Origin of the sequence: Thetidibacter halocola (genome assembly GCF_018224955.1) — a bacterium.
Taxonomy (GTDB): domain Bacteria; phylum Pseudomonadota; class Alphaproteobacteria; order Rhodobacterales; family Rhodobacteraceae; genus Thetidibacter; species Thetidibacter halocola.
The window spans coordinates 22,535-42,151 of record NZ_JAGTUU010000010.1; the positions used below are offsets into that span (position 1 = coordinate 22,535).

At 57.9% G+C, this 19,617-nt stretch carries 16 protein-coding genes and 1 pseudogene; 13 read left to right on the forward strand and 4 right to left on the reverse strand.

Annotated features, from left to right (window positions below):
* Window positions 1-310 precede the first annotated feature (310 nt).
* The 5 genes and pseudogenes from KB874_RS20740 to KB874_RS20760 all read left to right on the forward strand — a co-directional run.
* Window positions 311-1,486, forward strand: a complete 1,176-nt coding sequence (locus KB874_RS20740) for a hypothetical protein (RefSeq protein WP_212538479.1) — start codon at window positions 311-313, stop codon at window positions 1,484-1,486.
* The gene (locus KB874_RS20745) at window positions 1,483-3,291 is read left to right on the forward strand and encodes a DUF262 domain-containing protein (RefSeq protein WP_212538480.1); all 1,809 of its coding nucleotides are present in this window, start codon (window positions 1,483-1,485) and stop codon (window positions 3,289-3,291) included. The genes KB874_RS20740 and KB874_RS20745 overlap by 4 nt, the downstream gene beginning before the upstream one ends.
* On the forward strand, window positions 3,288-5,816 hold the full coding sequence (locus KB874_RS20750) for a PglZ domain-containing protein (protein WP_212538481.1): 2,529 nt from the start codon (window positions 3,288-3,290) through the stop codon (window positions 5,814-5,816). The genes KB874_RS20745 and KB874_RS20750 overlap by 4 nt, the downstream gene beginning before the upstream one ends.
* A gap of 5 nt (window positions 5,817-5,821) precedes the next feature.
* Window positions 5,822-7,909 (forward strand): BREX system Lon protease-like protein BrxL, encoded by a 2,088-nt coding sequence (brxL, locus tag KB874_RS20755; RefSeq protein WP_212538482.1) that lies wholly within the window; start codon window positions 5,822-5,824, stop codon window positions 7,907-7,909.
* A 201-nt stretch (window positions 7,910-8,110) separates the two neighbouring features.
* Window positions 8,111-8,526: pseudogene (locus KB874_RS20760) on the forward strand (transposase); the annotation flags it as partial.
* Here the strand turns inward: KB874_RS20760 and KB874_RS20765 are convergent.
* Both KB874_RS20765 and KB874_RS20770 read right to left on the reverse strand, forming a co-directional pair.
* Window positions 8,505-8,687 carry a helix-turn-helix transcriptional regulator gene (locus KB874_RS20765; RefSeq protein ID WP_428849254.1) on the reverse strand — a complete coding sequence of 61 codons (183 nt, stop codon included), beginning with the start codon at window positions 8,685-8,687 and terminating at the stop codon, window positions 8,505-8,507. The pseudogene KB874_RS20760 and the gene KB874_RS20765 overlap by 22 nt on opposite strands.
* A 194-nt stretch (window positions 8,688-8,881) precedes the next feature.
* Complete coding sequence (locus tag KB874_RS20770; protein ID WP_212538484.1) at window positions 8,882-9,565, reverse strand: hypothetical protein; 684 nt, start codon at window positions 9,563-9,565, stop codon at window positions 8,882-8,884.
* 109 nt (window positions 9,566-9,674) lie between these two features.
* Here KB874_RS20770 and KB874_RS20775 point away from each other — a divergent pair, with 109 nt between their 5' ends.
* On the forward strand, window positions 9,675-10,352 hold the full coding sequence (locus KB874_RS20775) for an XRE family transcriptional regulator (RefSeq protein WP_212538485.1): 678 nt from the start codon (window positions 9,675-9,677) through the stop codon (window positions 10,350-10,352).
* Window positions 10,353-10,484: 132 nt separating this feature from the next.
* On the forward strand, window positions 10,485-11,312 hold the full coding sequence (locus tag KB874_RS20780; protein WP_212538486.1) for a uracil-DNA glycosylase family protein: 828 nt from the start codon (window positions 10,485-10,487) through the stop codon (window positions 11,310-11,312).
* Window positions 11,313-11,448: 136 nt separating this feature from the next.
* Here KB874_RS20780 and KB874_RS20785 read toward each other — a convergent pair whose 3' ends face one another.
* On the reverse strand, window positions 11,449-11,883 hold the full coding sequence (locus KB874_RS20785; RefSeq protein WP_212538487.1) for a hypothetical protein: 435 nt from the start codon (window positions 11,881-11,883) through the stop codon (window positions 11,449-11,451).
* A gap of 216 nt (window positions 11,884-12,099) precedes the next feature.
* On the opposite strand from KB874_RS20785, the gene KB874_RS20790 reads away from it, so the two are divergent.
* The 4 genes from KB874_RS20790 to KB874_RS20805 are packed head-to-tail and all read left to right on the forward strand — an operon-like array spanning window position 12,100 to window position 14,514.
* On the forward strand, window positions 12,100-12,318 hold the full coding sequence (locus KB874_RS20790; RefSeq protein ID WP_212538488.1) for a hypothetical protein: 219 nt from the start codon (window positions 12,100-12,102) through the stop codon (window positions 12,316-12,318).
* Window positions 12,315-12,815, forward strand: a complete 501-nt coding sequence (locus tag KB874_RS20795; protein ID WP_212538489.1) for a DUF2924 domain-containing protein — start codon at window positions 12,315-12,317, stop codon at window positions 12,813-12,815. The genes KB874_RS20790 and KB874_RS20795 overlap by 4 nt, the downstream gene beginning before the upstream one ends.
* Window positions 12,812-14,134: a recombinase family protein gene (locus KB874_RS20800; protein ID WP_212538490.1), complete on the forward strand. Its 1,323-nt coding sequence runs from the start codon at window positions 12,812-12,814 to the stop codon at window positions 14,132-14,134. Before KB874_RS20795 ends, KB874_RS20800 begins: the two co-directional genes overlap by 4 nt.
* Window positions 14,134-14,514 (forward strand): hypothetical protein, encoded by a 381-nt coding sequence (locus KB874_RS20805; RefSeq protein WP_212538491.1) that lies wholly within the window; start codon window positions 14,134-14,136, stop codon window positions 14,512-14,514. Before KB874_RS20800 ends, KB874_RS20805 begins: the two co-directional genes overlap by 1 nt.
* Here KB874_RS20805 and KB874_RS20810 read toward each other — a convergent pair.
* Window positions 14,511-15,968, reverse strand: a complete 1,458-nt coding sequence (locus tag KB874_RS20810; RefSeq protein WP_212538492.1) for a hypothetical protein — start codon at window positions 15,966-15,968, stop codon at window positions 14,511-14,513. The two genes, KB874_RS20805 and KB874_RS20810, sit on opposite strands and share 4 nt — an antisense overlap.
* An 883-nt stretch (window positions 15,969-16,851) precedes the next feature.
* On the opposite strand from KB874_RS20810, the gene KB874_RS20815 reads away from it, so the two are divergent.
* Window positions 16,852-18,099, forward strand: coding sequence for a tyrosine-type recombinase/integrase (locus KB874_RS20815; RefSeq protein ID WP_212538493.1), 1,248 nt, complete (start codon window positions 16,852-16,854; stop codon window positions 18,097-18,099).
* A gap of 468 nt (window positions 18,100-18,567) precedes the next feature.
* Window positions 18,568-19,563 carry a family 8 glycosyl hydrolase gene (locus KB874_RS20820; protein ID WP_212538494.1) on the forward strand — a complete coding sequence of 332 codons (996 nt, stop codon included), beginning with the start codon at window positions 18,568-18,570 and terminating at the stop codon, window positions 19,561-19,563.
* The last annotated feature ends 54 nt before the right edge of the window (window positions 19,564-19,617 follow it).

Sequence of the window (19,617 nt, forward strand, 5' to 3'; positions counted from 1 at the left end):
GCACCGAGAATGTAGTTATTTCTCGCCTGGTCTAACGTGGTCACGTCGAACGAAGACACCGCTGTCGATGCGTGTCTTACCTTCCAGGTGCGTATTTGCTGATAAGGGTCCCTCCCTTTTCACCCCTGGCGATGACCACGAGGAATTGCTTTGGCTGCTGTCAATAACATCGAGCCGGGCATTTCATAGCTTGGTTGAGCTGCAGCTTGCGGCTGGTGATGCTAGACCAGGAGGCGCAGCACATTCGTTCGAAGTTGGAATAATTGCAAGTACCCCGGTTCCAGAGTCTGGTCACGCCGAGAAAGCTAGAATGGTAGCCAGTTCCAGCCGTGCCTGGACGTTGAAGCGAAGTCTCGACACTGTTGATGAAGTCTCACATGCCTTTCACTTGCCCGCCGCACTCCGCGCACGTCTAGGGGACTACGATCCACTGACCATCGAAGCTGAGCTGGCCGATATCCAGGCCGAGATCGATGACATCGCGTTTGACCTCTACGCGTTCAGCGCCGCAGACCGCGCCGCGGCGCTTGGATCATCTGGCACGGAGGACGAGCATGTAAACGACGCTGCTGATAGCGAGGATGACGATGGTGCCGAAGCGGTCGACCAGACAGACGGTCTGCTCAGCTGGGCCGCTGGCGTCGCCTTCGGCCGTTTCGACTGGCGTTTGGCCACGGGTGAACGCGAAACCCCGCCCGAGCCGGAGCCCTTTGACCCGCTGCCCGCGAAAAGCCCCGGCATGCTGCCCGATGATGAAGAGCCGTTCCATGCCCATTCCGGCATCTTGGTGGACGACCAGGGGCATCCGAATGATCTCGCCCGCCTGATCGAGGAAGTCCTGGCCCGCGTCGAAGCCCCAGTGCCCGCCGATGTGCGACGCTGGCTGCAACGCGACTTCTTCCCCCTCCACCTCAAGCAATACAGCAAGAGCCGTCGCAAGGCCCCGATCTACTGGCCGATCTCGACCAGTTCGGGCAGCTACACGCTCTGGATCTACTATCCCAGCCTGACCGACCAGACCCTATTCACTGCAATCAACGACTTCATCGAACCGAAGTTGAAGCAGGTCGGCCAGGACGTCGCCGCCCTGCGAACCAAGGGCAGCGCCCGGTCCCGCGACGACGAGAAAAACTTCGAGGCGCTCCAGACCCTCGAGCTCGAACTGATCGAACTGCGCGACACCCTGCTACAGATCGCCCAGACCTATCGCCCGAACCACGACGACGGCGTCCAAATCACCGCCGCCCCACTCTGGCAGCTGTTCCGCCACAAGCCCTGGCAGAAGATCCTGAAGGACACCTGGACCAAGCTGGAAAAGGGCGACTTCGACTGGGCCCACCTCGTCATGGCCTACTGGCCCGACCGCGTGCGCGAGAAGTGCAAGACCGACAAGTCCCTCGCCATCGCGCATGACCTGGAACACCTCTACGTCGAGCCAGACCTCAAACCCACAAAGGCCCGCGGCCGCAAGAAGGCCAGTGAATGATCAGCAGCGTCCAAGACTATCCCGTCAGCCACTATTTCAATCCGGACGGTGCGCAGCAGTTCTTCATCCCGAAGTATCAGCGCGAGTATGTCTGGCGCCGCGACAACTGGGAGGCGCTGTTCAACGACCTTGAGGATGCGCCAAGTGGCCATTTCCTCGGCTCGATCATCTGCGTGAACAACCAAAAGGACTCGATGGCGGGCAGCCGGTTGGAGCTGATCGACGGACAGCAGCGGTTCACGACCATCAGTCTGCTGTTTTGCGCGCTCTATAGAAAGCTAAAGACCCATCCCGATCCTGATGACGATCTGACGGTTGAGTTGGTGAACCTGAAGAACCGGGTCTTCCTTAAGGGAACGAATTCCTGGCGCTTTGAGCCCAGTGAACAAGCCCAGAACAAGGCGGATTTTCAACGGATCCTCAGCGATCTTTTTCCGAAGCAGGTGTCCGCACCGAAGGGCCTGAAGAACTTCGGCAATCGGCGCATTGCGAAGGCTTATACCTATTTCACGGATCGCCTCGAGGCCCTTAGTGACGACCAAACCGTGGCCCTTCTGGATAAGCTCAAGGCCGCGATCCTAGTGAAAATTGAGGTCCCAAGCCACTCTGACGCATTCGTTCTGTTCGAGACAATCAACAATCGCGGCATTCCGCTTTCCGCGATTGATATCATCAAGAACAACCTCTTGGCGGAGCTCGACAAACGCGAAGAATATGGCATCGATAGAGCGTTCGAGGAATGGAAGGATCTGATCGACCTTCTGCCAGAGCCTGCCGTGCAGGAACGCTTCCTTCGTCATCTCTACAACATGTTCAAGTACCTCAAGTCGGTTGAGGTCAAAGGTTGCTCGAGGGCGACGCGATCCAACTTGATTTATATTTACGACACGCTTTTGCGCAGGCGTCCGGTCTGGGTGTTCCAACAGCTCCAGGAAAAGGCAAAAACCTATTCTGCGTTGATCAATCCAGTCGATGCCAAGGAAAAATGGGGCGACGCCACCAGCTTGGCACTTCAAGACCTCCATCGCCTCGGTGCTGCGCCCGCCTACGCCTTCCTTGTCTGGGTCAGTCAGGTCGCGAAGAGCCAGAAATGGGATGAAGGACATGCTCTCCAGCAGACGGCCGCGTATTTGACTCGCTGGTTCTTTTGGAGAAATCTGACAGATACACCGGCGACGCGTGATCTCGACCCGATGTTTATGGAGTTGGTCAACGACCTTCTAGTCAATCTGCGCAGTGGCAAGTTCAATGGATTGTCTGATTTTGTTGAACGAACGCGGGCGTGGCTCCTCCAAAGGGCGCCGTCAGAGGAAATCTGTGATGCACGACTCCTAGGGGACGTGTATCTCGAAAACTATGAAGCGACCCGCTTCATGCTCTGCAAGCTTGAAGAAACCCACCAGACCAAAGAAACGAAACGCGATCTTTGGGCTCAAGATTCTAATGGGCGGCCAGTATTTACGGTGGAACATATATTACCAAAGACCGAAAATCTTGCGGCTGGCTGGGTCACAATGCTCGAGGCAAACGGGAAAGACTCATCCGACGCGATAAGACAACGCTGTGCACATAATCTCGGAAATCTCACTCTAAGTGGGTATAATTCGAAGCTGGGCACCATGGAGTATTCAAGAAAACGCGACAGAAAGAACGATTCTGGTGACTTTATCGGTTATAGAAATGGACTGTATCTGAATGCCTCTCTTGCACAGCGTTCGGAGTGGAATGAAGAGGCAATCCTACAGCGTTCAAAAGTATTGGTCAAAGAGGTCAAGTCAATCCTCGGCCTAAGGGAACACCCATGAGTATTGCCGCTTTCATCCGTGACACCGTCTTGCGCCCTCGCCTTCTGCAGGCAGGCTGCATGGTCGTCTATGACCCCGATCACCGGTACCACGACCTCTGCTTGGGACTTGGCGATGACCGCATCCGTGTGATCGACGCCTCTGAAAGCAGTATCGAGAGCCGCCAGGAAGCGATCATGGCCCTACGTGAAGTCGGCAAGACGACGCGCGAGATTGACGCGTTGGTGGTCTATGTTCCGCAACGGCGCACGGAAACCGATGAAGAAAAGCAAGCAGATCCCTTCTCAATCTATGCACAAAGTGGAGCGGTCTTTCCCCAGGACGATGGCGACGACTACCTGAGCCTTTGCCTGCGAGCGAAGCCAGATCATGCGACCGAAATTCGCCGCATTTTCGCAGGATCGCCAAATGGCCCGTCTTTTTCTGTGATCGATGCGATTGGTGGTGGCGCCAGCTGGCCGCAGCTCCGAGCCGCGCTTCGGGTGGAGTCGGGCCGCGAAATCCTGGCGGCACTCTTGGCGCCGAGTGCCAAGCAAGCCGACGCCCTCAAGTCGCAAGAAGGCTGGAGCGAGGAAGCACGGGAGTTCCTGCGCGCTACCTTGGGGATGAGCGTCAAGACACGAGGCAAGACCTGGACTTCGATCGCCGATGAACTCTGGAGGTTCGTTCTCTTCAGCGAGTTTGTCTTTGATTTGCCGGTTCCTCTTCCTGAGTCACTCAAGGGCGTTCCTCACTCGCCAATCGAAGCAAAGCCGATCGTCGAGGATGTGTGCGATCGCCTCCGCACCAATCCTACAACTCGGGACACCTACATTGAGCGCGCAGAGGCAATTGAACTTGAACTCTCTCTTCCAGAGCAGTGCCGCGACATCGATGACCTTGGCGATCGCGATACATTCCCGTTTGAGGAGCGCACCTTCCTCAAGGCGGCGATCAAGGGCATCTCGACCAACGAAACTGACACGACACGCCACATAATCGGCCGCCATAAGAATTCTGTTTGGCTCGGCAAAGGCGAAAGCCAAGCCCAGTGGGAATTGATCCGCACGGGTCTGGCGCTGATTGAATGCTGTGACGACAACGAACGCCAGTTGCCGGAACATGCCCGATCACAAGCTGATTTGCTGGATTTCTACCTTGGAAGCCTGCGCGAAGCGGACCGCCTTCAACGCGAATTTGAGCAGGCAGTTGGAGACTTTCTCGATCCCCACGGCATCATGCACGAAGTCATTGATCAGGCCAGATCCCGGTATCGCCGGCTGGCGGAGAAAGTCCAAGCAATCTTCATCAAGCACATTGAGATTGCGGGTTGGCCTCCGGAAGGCAGATTAGCAAATGCAGACGTCTATGACCGACTTCTGGCCGACCGTCTGAAAGACAACGGACGAAGAGTTGCTTACCTCATGGTCGACGCCCTCCGGTATGAGCTTGGCGTAACGCTTGAGAAGCAGCTGTCTGAAGACGGGCCGGTCGAACTGCAAGCAGCCTACGCCCAATTGCCGACGATAACCTTGGTCGGTATGGCCAGCCTTCTTCCTGGCGCCCGCACACAGTTGTCGCTCGAGATCGAAGGCGACGCGCTGGCCCCAAAACTTGGAACGGCCAAGGTTGGGAACGTCACCCAAAGAATGGATGTGCTTCGAAAGAAACTTGGTGATCGGTTCCAGGAGATGCCTCTGGGCGAGTTCGTTCGTGGAAAGCCAAAGATCACGTCCACTGTTGACCTCCTAGTCCTACGATCAACCGAGATCGATAGTCAGCTCGAGAGCAATCCTGAGACCACCCTCGGCTTAATACCAAGCACCTTGAAGCTCATTCGTGTCGCACTGCACAAGCTGCGTGGAATGGGTTTCAAAGAGGCCGTGATTGTCACCGACCATGGATTTTTTCTCAATGGTCATGCAGCAGCAGGTGACGTTTGCACCAAGCCACAAGGAAATTGGACGGTCAATGCGCATGATAGAGCCCTACTCGGAAACGGAAACAGCGACTCTCATAGTGTTGTTCTGAAATCAGAGAGGGTTGGCATCCGGGGCAGCTTTGCGCAGGTTGCTCTGCCCAAGAGCATGGCTCCTTACAGAGCAGGACACCTTTACTTCCACGGCGGAGCTTCCTTAGCGGAGTCTGTTGTACCTGTGATTATTGCCCGCCTCGATAACGAAGAACACTTGAGAGCCGCCAAAATGACTGTCGAGCTCAACTATAAGAATGGCGCGAGACGAATTACCACGCGAGTACCTGTTGTGGAAATTGCCTTGGTTTCTGACGACATGTTTGCTCAAGAAGAAAGCGTTGAAATTCTAATAGAAGCGCAAGACGGAAAAGGGAACGTAGTCGGCGAGTCGCGAGCGGGCGGTGACGTAAACCCCGCCACGCGAACAATCACCCTCACGCCGGGCCAGCGCAAGCAGATTGCACTACGCATGGATCCCGACTTTGAAGGGAAATTCTCAATAAGGGCCTTGAACCCAACAACTTTAGCAAGCCTAAGCGCGCTGAATCTTGAGACGGACTATACCGTATGAGTGACATGGACGAGCTGGACCGGCGCCTCACGTCGACCTTCGATGGCAAGGTTGTTCGAAAAGATCTGCTGCATCGGATTAAGAAGGGCACAAACGTACCAACATTCGTGCTCGAATTCCTGTTGGCTCGCTATTGCGCAAGCGACGATCAGGCAGAAATGGATGCAGGTATGGAGGCCGTACTTGCAACCCTTCAGGATAATTACGTAAGGCCCGACGAAGCCAATGCCGCTCAATCGAAAGTGGCAACTAAGGGTAAGCACCGCTTCATTGATAAGGTTCACGTCAGATACGTTGAAAAGGAAAAGCGGCATTGGGCATCGCTGGAAAATTTCAATTCGCAGCGCATCGCTATTGGAGAAAAATTCTATCGGGACAACGAACGGCTCCTCGAGGGTGGAATCTGGGCTGAGGTCACACTTTCCCATAATGACATCGAGGACGATGATTACGCCTTCTACATAGAAGATCTACGCCCGATTCAGCTCTCGCGCTTTGACTTCCAGCAGTACACAGATGGCCGCAACGAATTCACCCGGGATGATTGGCTCAACGTCATCATGAGATCGGTCGGCCTGGACCCGTCCAAGCTTTCCCAACGGGTCAAAATGCACTTCGTGGCTCGGTTGGCTCCGCTTGTAGAGCCCAACTACAACTATATCGAGCTAGGCCCCCGCGGAACCGGAAAGTCGTATTTCTTCAGTGAGTTTTCGCCCTACGCGACGCTCATATCGGGCGGTCAGGCAACAAAAGCGACGCTGTTCTATAACAACGCTCGTCGTAAAGTTGGTTTGGTTGGTTACTGGGACACCGTGGCATTTGACGAAGTTGGGGGGATCAAGGTCCGTGACCCGGATACGATTCAGATCATGAAGGACTTCATGGCGAATGGACGATTTTCGCGCGGCGCGGAAGTCATCGCTGATGCCAGTCTCAGTTTTGTAGGCAACATCGACCTGTCTGTGAGCCAGGTCGTCAACTCAACAGAATACGACCTCTTTCAGCCGCTGCCGCCCGAACTAGATCTGGCAATAATGGACCGGTTCGCAGCATATATTCCTGGCTGGGAGTTCCCAAAGAACAGCAGTTCTTTTTTGACCAGCAGGTACGGATTCATCACTGACTATCTTTCTGAGGCCTTTCATTATCAATTTAAGCATACCAATAGATATGAAGAGGTGAACCGACGCATTCGGCTTGGGAAAGCTGTTGAGGGACGTGACGAGAAGGGAATTAAGAAAACCGTGGCTGCGTTCCTGAAGGTTCTTCATCCGAATGGCGCGCCGAGCGACGAGGAATTCGAGGAGTATGTAGCGTATGCAATGGAATGCCGCCGTCGGGTAAAGGAACAAATGAACAAGCGTAAACCAGATGATGAGTTTGCCTTGATCAATCTTTCGTACTTCAACTCAGATGGGGCAGAGGTGGTTGTGTACTGCCCGGAGTCGAAGGACGTGGCAGCCACTCAGGAGCCGACAAGAAGAATGCTCAACGTCTCGCAGCAGACGGAAATTCAATCGGATGCAGACGAAACGTCGGTTGCTAGTAGCACCAAGGTTCAGAGTGGTCCCGCTCCATCAACAACAGATAACACAACTCCTGTTCAGCCGCAGCTTCGCGAACAACACTTCACCATCATGTACGGAGACACGGGCCACAGCTACGAGTCGATCGTCGGCCCATATCTTTCTGGTGCGAAGTCGGTAGTTGTAGAGGACCCGTACATCCGCCTTCAGCATCAAATCCAAAATTTTGTAAGGTTCTGCGAGACAATACTTAAATCAGGAACGGTAAAGAAGATTGAGCTCGTCACTGGGTATGATGATCGGACACAGCTCGCTGAAATACACGAGAAACTTGATGACTTGAAGCAAAGCTTGCTAGAAGTAGACGTCATACTCGATGTCAAGCTTAATCCAAACATACATGACCGTGAAATTCGGTTGGATAATGGCTGGGTAATTAAGATTGGTCGAGGACTTGACTTTTATCAGCGTCCCATGAGTTGGTTCGAGGTTGGGGTACACGATCTAAGCCTGCGCAAATGTCTGGAAACCAAGGTCGACATTTATAAGATCAAAACCGACAGCTAACGCGCTGTCAGTCTCATCGGCATTTTCGTACCTGATCCCGCAAAACGGCATAGTCGCTCATCATCTCGACCACGGCCGAGCTGTGTGGCAGCAGCTCCAAATCCTCGGTCGCCTGTGCCTGGAGCTCGCGGGTGTACTGCTCTGACCCCCGATAACTCCTCCATCTGATGCTAGAGTCTGGCCCACGAAGAGGACCGGACCATGAAGAGATTGAAGTTCACTGAGGAACAGATCATCGGCATCCTACGGGAGCAGGAAGCGGGTGCGAAGACGGCGGATCTGTGCCGCCGGCACGGGATCAGCAACGCGACGTTTTACGCCTGGAAGGCCAAGTTCGGCGGGATGGACGTGTCCGACGCGAAGCGGCTGAAGGCGCTCGACGAGGAGAATGCCCGGCTGAAGCGGCTCCTGGCGGAGTCGCTGCTCGACCAGGCCGCGCTGAAGGACCTCCTGTCGCGAAAGTGGTAACGCCCGCCGCCAGGCGCGAAGCCGTCGCGATCCTCGTGGAGCGCCACGAGATGAGCGAGCGGCGGGCGTGTGCCGTGATCGGCGCGGACCGGACCTCGATCCGATACCGCAGCCGACGCCCCGACGATCACGATCTGCGCGAGCGCCTGTCCTCGAGCCGGTAGACCACCCGGCCACCGAGTTTCATGTAGGCCGGGCCTTCCCCGGCCCATCGCCAGCGCTCGAGCGTGCGGTGCGAGATCGTCCAGCGCCGCGCGAGCTCCTTCTGGGTGAGGCAGGTCTTCTGCTGCATCGTTCTCTCCGTTGGCATGTGCTTCGGAGAGACAATGCGAAATCCGTCTGTGGGATGTCGTCAGGATCGCAGGGGGATGCGGAGGGGGATGGAAAACGCCATGAAATGAGGGGCTGCGGGGCGCACTGTGGGATGACTATCCCCCTCCATCCCCCAGACCATCCCACACGGGAGGTCAAACTGGAGGGAATCGTAGAGGGATGGTGGGCCGGTCAGACCCCGATAAGGCGATAGGCACCGCGGCCGTTCGAAGCGATCAGTGCGCGCCAGTTCTTCTTCGACTTGAAGACATCTGACATCTTGAGGCTGCGCGAGCCCACGGCGGTGAGGATCGCCTTGCCGTTCTGCCACGGCTCGCCGCGCGCAGCAGCTTCGTGCAGCACCCGCACGACCTGAGACTGAATCGGGCCAAGTCTGAACTGCTGCCCGTTGCAGCGGACATCCTGATAATCGTCGGAGGCCTGGAAGGTGCCGGGTTGGGGGCTGGCAACAGCACCGCCAAAGCCGGTCTCGGCCTCAAACCGGTCGCGCTCCTCGCGCCTCAGGAAAAGATCGCGATGACGGACGGTTATGCACTCACGCGCCCCTGTCAGACAGGCATAGTGGGCCCTGTGCGAGCGGAAGCGACTGAGCTTAACCTCGCCGTGCCGGAACAGCTGGAAGACGTCGTGGGCATGGAGATCGAGCAGCCCGTTGAACGGCCCTCGCTCGAAGGGTACGGAGAACCTTTCCCCCTCCGGCGTCTCCTCGTAATCGCCGAACTCAACCACCAGGTTGAACACCCGAATCGACAGCCGCAACTGGTCGTTCTCGGCGAGGTACACGAGGTCTGCCTCGGACATGGACCAGCGCTCGAGGATCTCCGGCAGGGTGAAATACGACTTCTCGATCTCCATCCGGACCCTCGATTCTCAGGTGTGATTGTTTAGGTTTTGTTCTAGTCTCTTGACGGCCCTGCTTCAATCCTGTTTTATCCCATTTCATCCACATATCCTTGGGGAAAACATGACCGAGCAGCACACATTGGCCGACCGCCTCCGCGCCCGTGCCCATCAGCTCGGCCTGGCGCCCGCCCATGTCGCCGAGATGGCCGGCGTGAACCGCTCCTTCGTCTACGACATCCTGCGCGGCCGCTCATCCCGGCCTGGTATCGACCGGCTGGCCGAGATCGCCCGGGTGCTGAAAGTGGATCGAGACTGGCTGATCCACGGGATCGGCGAAGTCGAGGGCCCGTCTCCCTTCGTGGAGAACCCCGACGATGTTTTCGTTGCCATTGCGCACGCCACGCCGCGCCCCACCATGGGTGGTGGCGCGGTCGTCACCGAGGACGGCGACACCCCCGGTCGCGTGTACCATTTCCGGCGGTCATGGATCCGGCACACCTTGAAAGCCACTCCGTCGCAACTGCGCATCATGCATGTGGAGGGGGACAGCATGGCGCCGACCCTGTTGAGCGGCGACGCCGTGCTGGTCGACATGACCCGTCGCGCGCCCAACCCGCCCGGCATCTTTGTCTTGGACGACGGGATGGGGCTGGTGGCCAAGCGGCTCGAGCACATTCCCAACAGCGACCCGCCCGCGGTCCGCGTCATCTCCGACAACAAGCACTACCCCGAATACGAAAGAACGGCCGACGAGATCCACATCGTCGGCCGCATCCGTTGGTTCGCGCGGGAGATCTGAGGTGATCGCGCTCAAGGAGATCGACGATGCCGACCCGGCGCTGACGCAGTCAGCGCTGGTGCGCGGGGTCGAGAAGACGATAACCATGCTGGGGACCACGGTGGCTCGGTGTCAAGCTCGAGGAAATAGCTCATGGCGGCGTTGCGCAATCGAATGGAAGATTTCTTGGCCGACTGGCGCAATGATTTGCCCAACGGTTGGCTGGATGTGTTCAACGAGATAGAACCTGATCTCGCTTCTATTCCACAAAACATCCAAATAGATATAGCTATTCCGGTTTTTCCAGGACGGCGGAATAACCCGATCGGCGGTGCGCCTCACGGCGCCCACCTGTTTCGAGCTTTCGATGGAATCGAAAGAAATGGTGTGCGTGTTGTTGTTCTCGGGAGAGACCCTTACCCAGTGCTACACTCCGCCACTGGAAGGGCATTCGAGGATGGAGCTTGGAATGGCGAGCCGACACAACTGGCTGACAGCCTCAAATGTTTAGTGCAGTCTGCGATCACTACCAATGGAGCGGAGTTGGCTGTGCCAGACGATACAGCAAACTGGCCCGCAGTGAGGCAGGCAGTCCAACGCGGACAAGTGGTCCTGCCGCAGCTTGATGCCTATTTCAATGGCCTAGCTCAACAAGGGGTGCTTTTCGTCAATTCATCACTTACACGCACCAGGGAAGAGGATTTTAAGCACCATTTAGCTTTGTGGAAACCGTTCTTAAATGCCCTCATAAGAAATCTTTCCTCTGATCAAAATGTCCCCGTTGTATTCTTGCTACTGGGCGAAGATGCGCAACGAAGATTCTGCTCCGCCGAACCTCTAATGAGGAACTCAGCTTTGGTTTCGAATGCACATCCTTCGCGCGCTCAACACTATTACAAAACTTCGAACCCGCTCTTGCGGACAAACACTGCCCTCATGGAGCTTGGAGCGGATGAAATAGTTTGGTGGCCACAAGTTTGAGCTGGACGTCGACATAATGTACGTGGCCTAGCCCAAGGTCCTCAACAGCATGCCGGGCCATCGAGCAATTTCTCAACTCATTCTCGCGGCAGAAATGCTCAGCGCAAATTTACGCTGACATCCCTGAAGCGCGGGTCTATTGAAAATTCACGTTGAACCCCACACCGGAAAATCTGACAAACTCGGGATAACCATCCGTACTAACATCAAGCTCAATATCAAGCGTCACTTGGCATCCTGCGCTTGCGCGCCTTGAATAAGCGGAAGGGCATTGTCGAGCCCTTTGCGTTACTTGTCGTCCATCATCCAGTTTGATTTCGAAGCTCAGGCCATCTTCAACTACGACCGTGAATTCATCCTCTAAGATTGGATTCGAATACATTTGACCGGAGACATTCAAAGTACTTCCATCAAAAGACCTAATTGCACGGACAAGTTGCGCAAAGGTTGCGGTCGTCATATCTTCCTCTGAAATCGTAACCGTCGTTTCGACCGTTGTGGTGAGTTGTTGCGTCAACCCGGGTGTCGCCGGAAAAAACAGAATCGCGGCGGAGACGACGATAGCTTTCATGAGACGGTCCCCAAATGTTAGTTGTCCGAACCCATAGTGCTTCAGCCGAGGTGGCTGATCAAGCATGTGCATCCCAAACTATTCTCATGGTCCAAGTTCCGCGAACGCTTCGCTTCTCATAACTTCGCTCTCCTACGACAATCTATTGTTTAAGCTTGAAATCACTCGTCGCGACCGGCGAACACGGAGCAATCCGCCTCAGGAGGTTCGCTCCCCATGCAAGACGACATCGCCTTCGCGCCGCCCGCCGAGACGCTCACCACAAATGAGCGGCTGGCGGAGTTAGCCACCATTCTCGCCAGCGCCATCGCGCGCACCAACCCACGGGAAGAGAACGAGAATTCTCCGCTGGACGGAGACAGTTCGCTGGACATTCTCGCCCTCAGACGCCGTCGTCGGAGACAGGTTCAAAACCGAGTTGGAGACGACGCATGAGGAAAAACATAAGGAAATCAGGCGCGAAGGCCGCGCTCGTGCGCCAGGCGGAGGGGATTGATGTCCTGGCCGAGCTGGCAGCACTGAAGGCGATGACGGTGCCCGAGTTGCAGGCCAAATGGCGGGTCATGTTCGGCGAGCCCGCACCGAACGCCAGCCGCGGGAACCTGGAGCTGCGGATCGGCTACCGCATCCAGGAACTGGCATATGGCGGGATCAAGCCCGCGACGCGCCGCACGCTGGACGCGCTGGCGGCCGAGGTTGCGTCCGGCGCGCCGGGTCCGCTGATCGCCGATCCACGCCGCCCGATCCCCGGCACCAAGCTTGTGCGCGAATGGCAGGGTGAGGAGCAGGTCGTCACCGTCTTGACCGACGGCTTCGAATGGCAGGGGCGGCGCTTCAAGTCGCTCTCAGCCGCAGTGCGGGCGATCACCGGAAGTCACTGGAACGGGTGGAAATTCTTCGGGCTGGCCCATGGCGCGGAGGCCCGCCCATGAGCCGTGCCAAGCCCGAACCCGTCCGCCGCCTGCGCTGCGCCATCTACACCCGCAAGTCGAGCGAGGAAGGGCTCGACATGGAGTTCAACAGCCTCGACGCCCAGCGCGAAGCCTGCGAGGCCTACATCGCCAGCCAGCGCGCCGAGGGCTGGGTGACGCTGCGGGACCGCTATGACGACGGTGGCTTTTCCGGCGGGACGCTGGACCGGCCTGCGTTACAGCAGCTGATCGCCGACATCGAGGCCGGGCTGATCGATGTCGTCGTGGTCTACAAGATCGACCGCCTTAGCCGCGCACTGATGGATTTCTCGAAGCTGGTGGAGATCTTCGACCGCCACGGCGTTACCTTCGTGTCGGTCACGCAGTCCTTCAACACGACCACCTCAATGGGGAGGCTGACGCTGAACATCCTGCTCAGCTTCGCCCAGTTCGAACGCGAGGTGATCGGCGAGCGCATCCGCGACAAGTTTGCGGCCTCGCGCCGGAAGGGCATGTGGATGGGCGGGCCGGTTCCGCTCGGCTATGTCGTGAAGGACCGCAAGCTGGTGATCGAGCCCGCCGAGGCCGAACAGGTCCGGACGATCTTCCGCCTCTACGCGCGGTCCAGTTCCACGGCGCAGGTGCTGAAGGAGCTGCACGCCCGCGGCGTCCGCACCAAGCGCGGCGCGGTGTTCGACCGGGGCTACCTGCTGAAGTTCCTGCACAACAAGGTCTATCTCGGCCTCGCCGTGCACAAGGGCGAGGAATACCCCGGCGAGCACAAGGCGATCATCGACCAGATGCTGTGGGACGAGGTCCACGAGGTCATCGCCAACAACCGCGTCGCCCGCGGGGCGGTGGCGCGCGCGGCGCAACCGGCGCTGCTGCGCGGGCTGATCTTCACCGAGACCGGCGCCGCCATGACGCCGCACCACACCAAGCGGAAGGGCAAGCGCTACTGCTACTACACCTCGATGGACGTGATCCGGAAACGCCCCGCTGCCGAGCTGCGCGGGCCGCAGCGGCTGCCGGGTGCCATGGTCGAGGACGCCGTGATCGGCGAGATCCGCCGGATGCTGCGCACGCCCGAGGTTGCGGCGCGGACGGCCCGTGCGGTCAGAAAGAAGCGCCCCGATCTCGACGAAACCACTGTCGTCGCTGCACTGGGTCAGTTCGATGACCTGTGGAAGGCGCTGATCCCGGCCGAACAGGCCCGCATCGTCCAGCTGCTGGTCGCGCGGATCACGGTGAGCGAGGCCGGCCTCGCCATCGACCTGCGCCACGACGGCCTCGGCGCCATCGCGGCCCTGATGGCTCCGCCGAAGAAGGAGGTCGCCTGATGCCCCAGCCCGAGACCCTGCGCATCCACATCCCGCTGGAACTCCGCCGCCGCGGCGGCCGCCCCCGGATCCTGCCGCCGAAGCATGTCGAGGCCGCCATGGACCGCGGGCAGGATCCGCACCTCCTGCGCGCCATCGGCCGCGCTTGGGGCTGGCGGCAGCGGCTGGAACGCGGCGACGTCACGACGCTCGCCGATCTCGCGGTCGAGGTGGGCCTCTCCGACCGCTATGTCAGCCGACTCCTGCGCCTCGCCTGGCTAGCGCCCGAAGTCCTCGAGAGGCTGGTCGTCCACCGCGAGCCCAGCACGATCAGCATCTACGATCTGTGCTTCGTGGCGTCCCTGCCGTGGGACGAGCAGCCAGGCCGGGTGTTCGATTAACGGCCTTCATCTGAAACATTACCGTCTGGGGAAATCCATAGTCCGTCTGTGAGATAGACCTTGTCGCGTCCATTGCCATCGAGTGCATTGTATAGTTCATCGCGCCCTGATGTTGAGAAAGATTCAGTGTAGCGGCCGATACTCTTACTCCCGAAGTTCTGCTTTTTGTTCTCAATTGTAACCGCCATCTCGAAATGGCGCTGTTCGGGGTGAGCGCGATGATTTCGCAAAAGCATACCGTCCGGATCAATCAGCTCTGCCAGTCGGAGGGGATCAAGTATTACAGACCTTACAGTATCGTATTCATATCCAATCGATATCAGCTTGTTCGACAGCCGCAAAACAGCTTCTCTTTGAGATTGAGAGTTTGATTCAATTTTATCAGATATGGGCCTAACAATCTTTCCGCATTCTCCGTTGAAGGCCACTGTTTCTGAATCCATAAGGTCGAACAAACATGTCATCCCACGCATCGATCGAAGGCCGACCAGTCGCTCTAGAATGCGCGACAAGGCTGTGTTCGTTGGCCAATTCTCTCGTTCGAAAAGAATTGGCCTCCCTGCGCCTTGCTCTATAACAATCCAAGATCGATGATGGGAAGAAACAAAGGTGAGCTTACCCTGCAAATATTTTGGCCAGATAGCTGCCATCATCAAGACTGCGTCAGAGACTAAAATGTAGTCATCCTCGGTCCACGAGCGAAGCTGACGAACCACCGGTCGACCATTATGGAAGTCTAACGCCGCAGTAGCCAGGATGTCGAAGCTTGTTGCTGTGCCTTGGCGATTGCGGTGCTTTTTAACCCACTCATCTGTTCCTTGCACCCTGTCTCTCCTGAGCAGTGGACCAGAAACACCAATAACTTCCTGACCTTGGCCACCGTTCGCGAAATGCTCCAGTATGAGCGGATTCCTGAAGCCTTCTGGCAGGGTAACTACATAACTATCGTCATCGAAGTCAGTTTCCGCGGGAGTCACTCCAAAGAGACTCTTCAAATACCTCTCCGCCGCTGCATCAAATTGCGAAAGCCCGCCGAATTCATTTTCAGAAATGGAGTCGTTATCGTATAAATCATCGTCACTCGAATATTCATCGTCATCCACGATGTCGTAATCCGGCTCGTATATCGCCTGAAATTTGCCTCCTCCAAAGCTTGCAAGAATGCCTGCCGGCCGGACCAGTGCCCAAGTGTCACCAAGTGTCCCATTTCCGTTAAATGGTGAAGAGTCGCACACTAGCAACCCAATCCATTTTGCATAGCGGAGATATACTTTTATCACATCTATCGTCTCGGTGATCGACAGGCCACGGTCGCCAGAAACAGCTAAAATTGACTCGAAGAATATACGCTCGTAGGAAGGAAAGCATCTAGCGTTCCTCGCTAATTTTTCTTCTCTGGAGCCGACCAGTGAGGATATTTCTTTCGCTATTTCGAGCTTATCGTCATCGTTCATGATGCAGGCGCCTCAGCCTCTAAGAGTTTACGCAGAATCCAGTCGAGAACGACCACACAAAGTCATGGGTTTCTGTTGTTTTCTTGGACACAACACACCGCATCACTATGGATTTCTGGGTTTCCGTCCGCAACACCAGATCCGACGACACAGGCACCCGCCACGAAAATTCAGCCCCATACACCGCGTCCTGAAAAGGTATCGAGTCGAGGCATGTACCGATCTTGGTTGCAAGTTGATAAGGGGGACGCTGCACTGGTGTTGGAAGCCACTGCGTAGTGCCATTGTATCATGGCACGACTTATCCTCTCATAACATATCTTCGATACCGTCGAGCTTCGCCAGAGCAAACTCGCCGGGCTCATTGCTCGTTGGGCAACTTGTAAGTTGATCGGCTTCCGCCACCGCTACGCGCTGGCCTGTTCTGTCACCTCTCCCTTCGCCTCCTGCTTTTTCGTTCTCTGTTCCGCTCGGTAGCGATGGAAACAGCGCGCGCAGTTTTGGCGTTGTTGAAACTCAGGCCATTGGAAAAGCGTGGAAAAATCCGACCGAACCGAAATCGGCGAGGTTCGCCCTAACAGAGACGGAGCGCCGTTCAGAGCCCGGAACGGGCCTGGCGCGCAGTCTCAGAGGTTCGGATGGGGGAGGCAAAGCCCTTTGAAAACACGACTATTTCCGCGCTGCGATAGGCGCCTGTCCGTGTTTGCAACAGGGATGATGGCGGAGGCTGTGTCCGCTCTACCATGGCTGCAATACACCTCAATCATCCACACAACAGCATGCTTTAATTTAATTTTCTGCCAAACAGCCCCTGCCCCACCTTGCATCTTGCTGCAAATAACTGCACTCAATCTCATGACTTATGGTGGCAAGGATGGTGGTAATGCCGAAGGTCGCGAATGAGATGAGCGCGCTCGCCGTCAAGCGCTTGAGCGAACCTGGCCGGCACGCAGTGGGTGGCGTCAAGGGGCTGTCGCTGAGCATATCGCCTAACGGGGCCAGGTCGTGGATCCTCCGGGTCAGAGTTGGCGACAAGCGGCGGCACATCGGCCTTGGCTCCTACCCAGAGGTTAGCCTGGCCGACGCTCGCGCGAAAGCTCTGGTTGAAAGACAGCGCGTTGCCGAGGGGGTCGATCCGGTCGAAGCACGAGCATTAGCAAGACAGGAGCAGGTCGCGCGGCAGAAGCGGGAGTTGTCGTTCGACGACGCCTTCGCACAGTTCTTCGACGAGAAGATGCGCAAGGAACTATCTAACCAGAAGCACCAGAAGCAGTGGGAGTCGACGATCAACACCTATGTCTCGCCTGTCTTCGGCACGAAGTCGGTCGCCGAGATCGACCTCGATGACGTTCTGTTGGCGTTGAAGCCGATCTGGACCTCCAAGACCGAGACCGCCTCGCGGTTGCGTCAAAGGATCGAGGCCGTGCTCGACTGGGCAACAGCCAAGGGGCACAGATCCGGCGGGAATCCGGCACGTTGGAAGGGGAACCTGCAACCGCTCCTCCCCTCGCCGGCGAAGGTCAAGGAAGCGAGGAACCAGCCGGCGATTGCTCTGACCGATGCCAGCCGCTGGTTTGCTGCCTTGGCAAAGAGGGAAGGCATGTCAGCCTGGGCGCTGAGGTTCCTCACTCTGACGGCAGCGCGGTCTGGGGAGGTGCGTGGCGCTACCTGGGAAGAGATCGACCTCGAGGGAGCCACCTGGACCATCCCGGCTGGCCGCATGAAAGCCAGACGCGAGCACAAGGTGCCCTTGTCTCCGCAGGCCGTTGACCTGCTCAAGTCCGTGCCCCGCTTTCAGGGTAGCCCCTTCGTGTTTCCGTCGAACAAGGGTAAGCCGTTGTCGGATATGTCGTTGTCGGCGGTCATGCGCAGGCTGCACCAGGCCGAGCTTGACGCCAAGCGGCCTGGTTTCGTGGACCCGAGGAGCGGTGACGCGGCTGTGCCCCATGGCTTGCGATCGACCTTCCGTGACTGGGCGGCTGAGAAGACTGACTATCCGCGCGAAATGGCTGAAGTCGCACTGGCCCATACTGTCGGCAGTGAGGTGGAGCGGGCCTACCGGCGCGGCGATATGCTGGAACGCCGGCGGCAGATGATGGCGGATTGGGCAGGCTTTCTGATAGCTGAGTGATATCTCCGGCGAGCACGCGCGGAATGAAAGACGCCCGCCAGTCCTGGATTGGCCACGGTGCTTTGTCTGCTTGGACAAATGACGTGATCATGGTCAGGCTCGATCCCTCGGCATTCGGAATGAATGTCGCAGAGTTGACAGGGGCTGGCGCGGCCTCAGGCGATGCCAGGACAACGGTTGTCGGCCTTGCGGCTGTCAGCGGTTCGGGTCGATCAGGTTGCTTGGGTTCAACTTTGCCGACTTGACGGGCGCGGATTTCCTGTTCTGACCACCCCTGCGTCAGGCGGCCACAAGACGATCTTCGCTCCTGCCTGTCGCGGGATTCGTGTAGCATGTGGCGGACGATCTGCGAGCGTGGTTTAACCGGCTTGACCGTGCGCCCGGTTCCACGGCCCGGTCCGACAGCTAATACGCCCAGTGCAGGGGTAGACGGGGTTGGCATCGCGGGTAGTAGACCGGAGAAGAGCGATGGCTCAGATCGCAGCTAGTCCGCTGCTTTGCTCGGCTTCGGCGCCGGCATGGGCTGCACCTTGGGACGCGTGGGATGCGTGGAAGTCTAGATTTCTGGGCGACGATGGCCGTGTCGTCGATGATGGTGGAATGGGGATTAGCCACTCCGAGGGCCAGGGCTACGGCCTGCTTCTCGCGCAGGCTTTCGGCGACAGGAACGCGTTCGAAGCGATCGAGGCCTGGACCACCCGCCACCTGCTGATCCGCCAGGAAACGCTGATGGCCTGGCGATGGGAACTGGAACGAGGCGTTACCGACTGGCGCACCGCCACGGACGGCGACCTGTTCCGTGCCTGGGCTCTGCTGCGGGCGTCGCGTGACTCGGGATGGGATGCCGCCAGCGCCGAACCCATTGCGCGCGACATAGCGGCGCTTTGCGTCGCACCGGATCCGCGGGCACCGGGTGAACCGCTGCTGCTTCCGGGGGCCGAGTCGCGCAGGGACGGACTGCGCGTCACGGTCAATCCGTCCTACATCATGGGCCGCGCGCTACGCGAACTGGGCGAGGCCGCGCAAAGCCCGATCCTCGTCCGCGCCGCCGACCACGGCGAGACGGTTCTGGGCGAACTCGCTGCCGCGGGCTTCGTGCCGGACTGGATCGACGTGACGACCAGCGGTTTCGCTGCCCCGGCCGACCACGACCTGCGCGCGGGATACGACGCCCTGCGCGTGCCGCTCTACCTCGTTTGGTCCGGGCGTCGCGACCATCCGGCGGTGGCCCGCGGGGTCGAGGCGCTGATGCCGTCCGACGATGCCACAGGCATCGCCGTCACGCGCGATGCCGGGGGCATCGTGACCGAGCATAGCGATCTGCCCGGATATCGCGCACTCCTATCCCTCGCGGCGTGCGCCGATGTGTCCGTCGCGCCGCAGGAAATGAATTCGCAACCTTATTACCCAGCGACGCTTCATCTTTTGGCGCTGATCGCTAAACGTGAAGGCGCCTCGTGCTGAGCACCGAGGGGTTGTGCCGAATCGCAGCTGCCGGCATCCATGAAAAGGACCTGA

Excerpts from the sequence above, each read along its gene's own strand:
- KB874_RS20740 (WP_212538479.1), top strand. The coding sequence starts at position 311 with ATGGTAGCCAGTTCCAGCCGTGCCTGGACGTTGAAGCGAAGTCTCGAC.
- KB874_RS20745 (WP_212538480.1), top strand. The coding sequence starts at position 1,483 with ATGATCAGCAGCGTCCAAGACTATCCCGTCAGCCACTATTTCAATCCG.
- KB874_RS20750 (WP_212538481.1), top strand. The coding sequence starts at position 3,288 with ATGAGTATTGCCGCTTTCATCCGTGACACCGTCTTGCGCCCTCGCCTT.
- brxL (WP_212538482.1), top strand. The coding sequence starts at position 5,822 with ATGGACGAGCTGGACCGGCGCCTCACGTCGACCTTCGATGGCAAGGTT.
- KB874_RS20765 (WP_428849254.1), bottom strand. The coding sequence starts at position 8,687 with ATGCCAACGGAGAGAACGATGCAGCAGAAGACCTGCCTCACCCAGAAG.
- KB874_RS20770 (WP_212538484.1), bottom strand. The coding sequence starts at position 9,565 with ATGGAGATCGAGAAGTCGTATTTCACCCTGCCGGAGATCCTCGAGCGC.
- KB874_RS20775 (WP_212538485.1), top strand. The coding sequence starts at position 9,675 with ATGACCGAGCAGCACACATTGGCCGACCGCCTCCGCGCCCGTGCCCAT.
- KB874_RS20780 (WP_212538486.1), top strand. The coding sequence starts at position 10,485 with ATGGCGGCGTTGCGCAATCGAATGGAAGATTTCTTGGCCGACTGGCGC.
- KB874_RS20785 (WP_212538487.1), bottom strand. The coding sequence starts at position 11,883 with ATGAAAGCTATCGTCGTCTCCGCCGCGATTCTGTTTTTTCCGGCGACA.
- KB874_RS20790 (WP_212538488.1), top strand. The coding sequence starts at position 12,100 with ATGCAAGACGACATCGCCTTCGCGCCGCCCGCCGAGACGCTCACCACA.
- KB874_RS20795 (WP_212538489.1), top strand. The coding sequence starts at position 12,315 with ATGAGGAAAAACATAAGGAAATCAGGCGCGAAGGCCGCGCTCGTGCGC.
- KB874_RS20800 (WP_212538490.1), top strand. The coding sequence starts at position 12,812 with ATGAGCCGTGCCAAGCCCGAACCCGTCCGCCGCCTGCGCTGCGCCATC.
- KB874_RS20805 (WP_212538491.1), top strand. The coding sequence starts at position 14,134 with ATGCCCCAGCCCGAGACCCTGCGCATCCACATCCCGCTGGAACTCCGC.
- KB874_RS20810 (WP_212538492.1), bottom strand. The coding sequence starts at position 15,968 with ATGAACGATGACGATAAGCTCGAAATAGCGAAAGAAATATCCTCACTG.
- KB874_RS20815 (WP_212538493.1), top strand. The coding sequence starts at position 16,852 with ATGCCGAAGGTCGCGAATGAGATGAGCGCGCTCGCCGTCAAGCGCTTG.
- KB874_RS20820 (WP_212538494.1), top strand. The coding sequence starts at position 18,568 with ATGGCTCAGATCGCAGCTAGTCCGCTGCTTTGCTCGGCTTCGGCGCCG.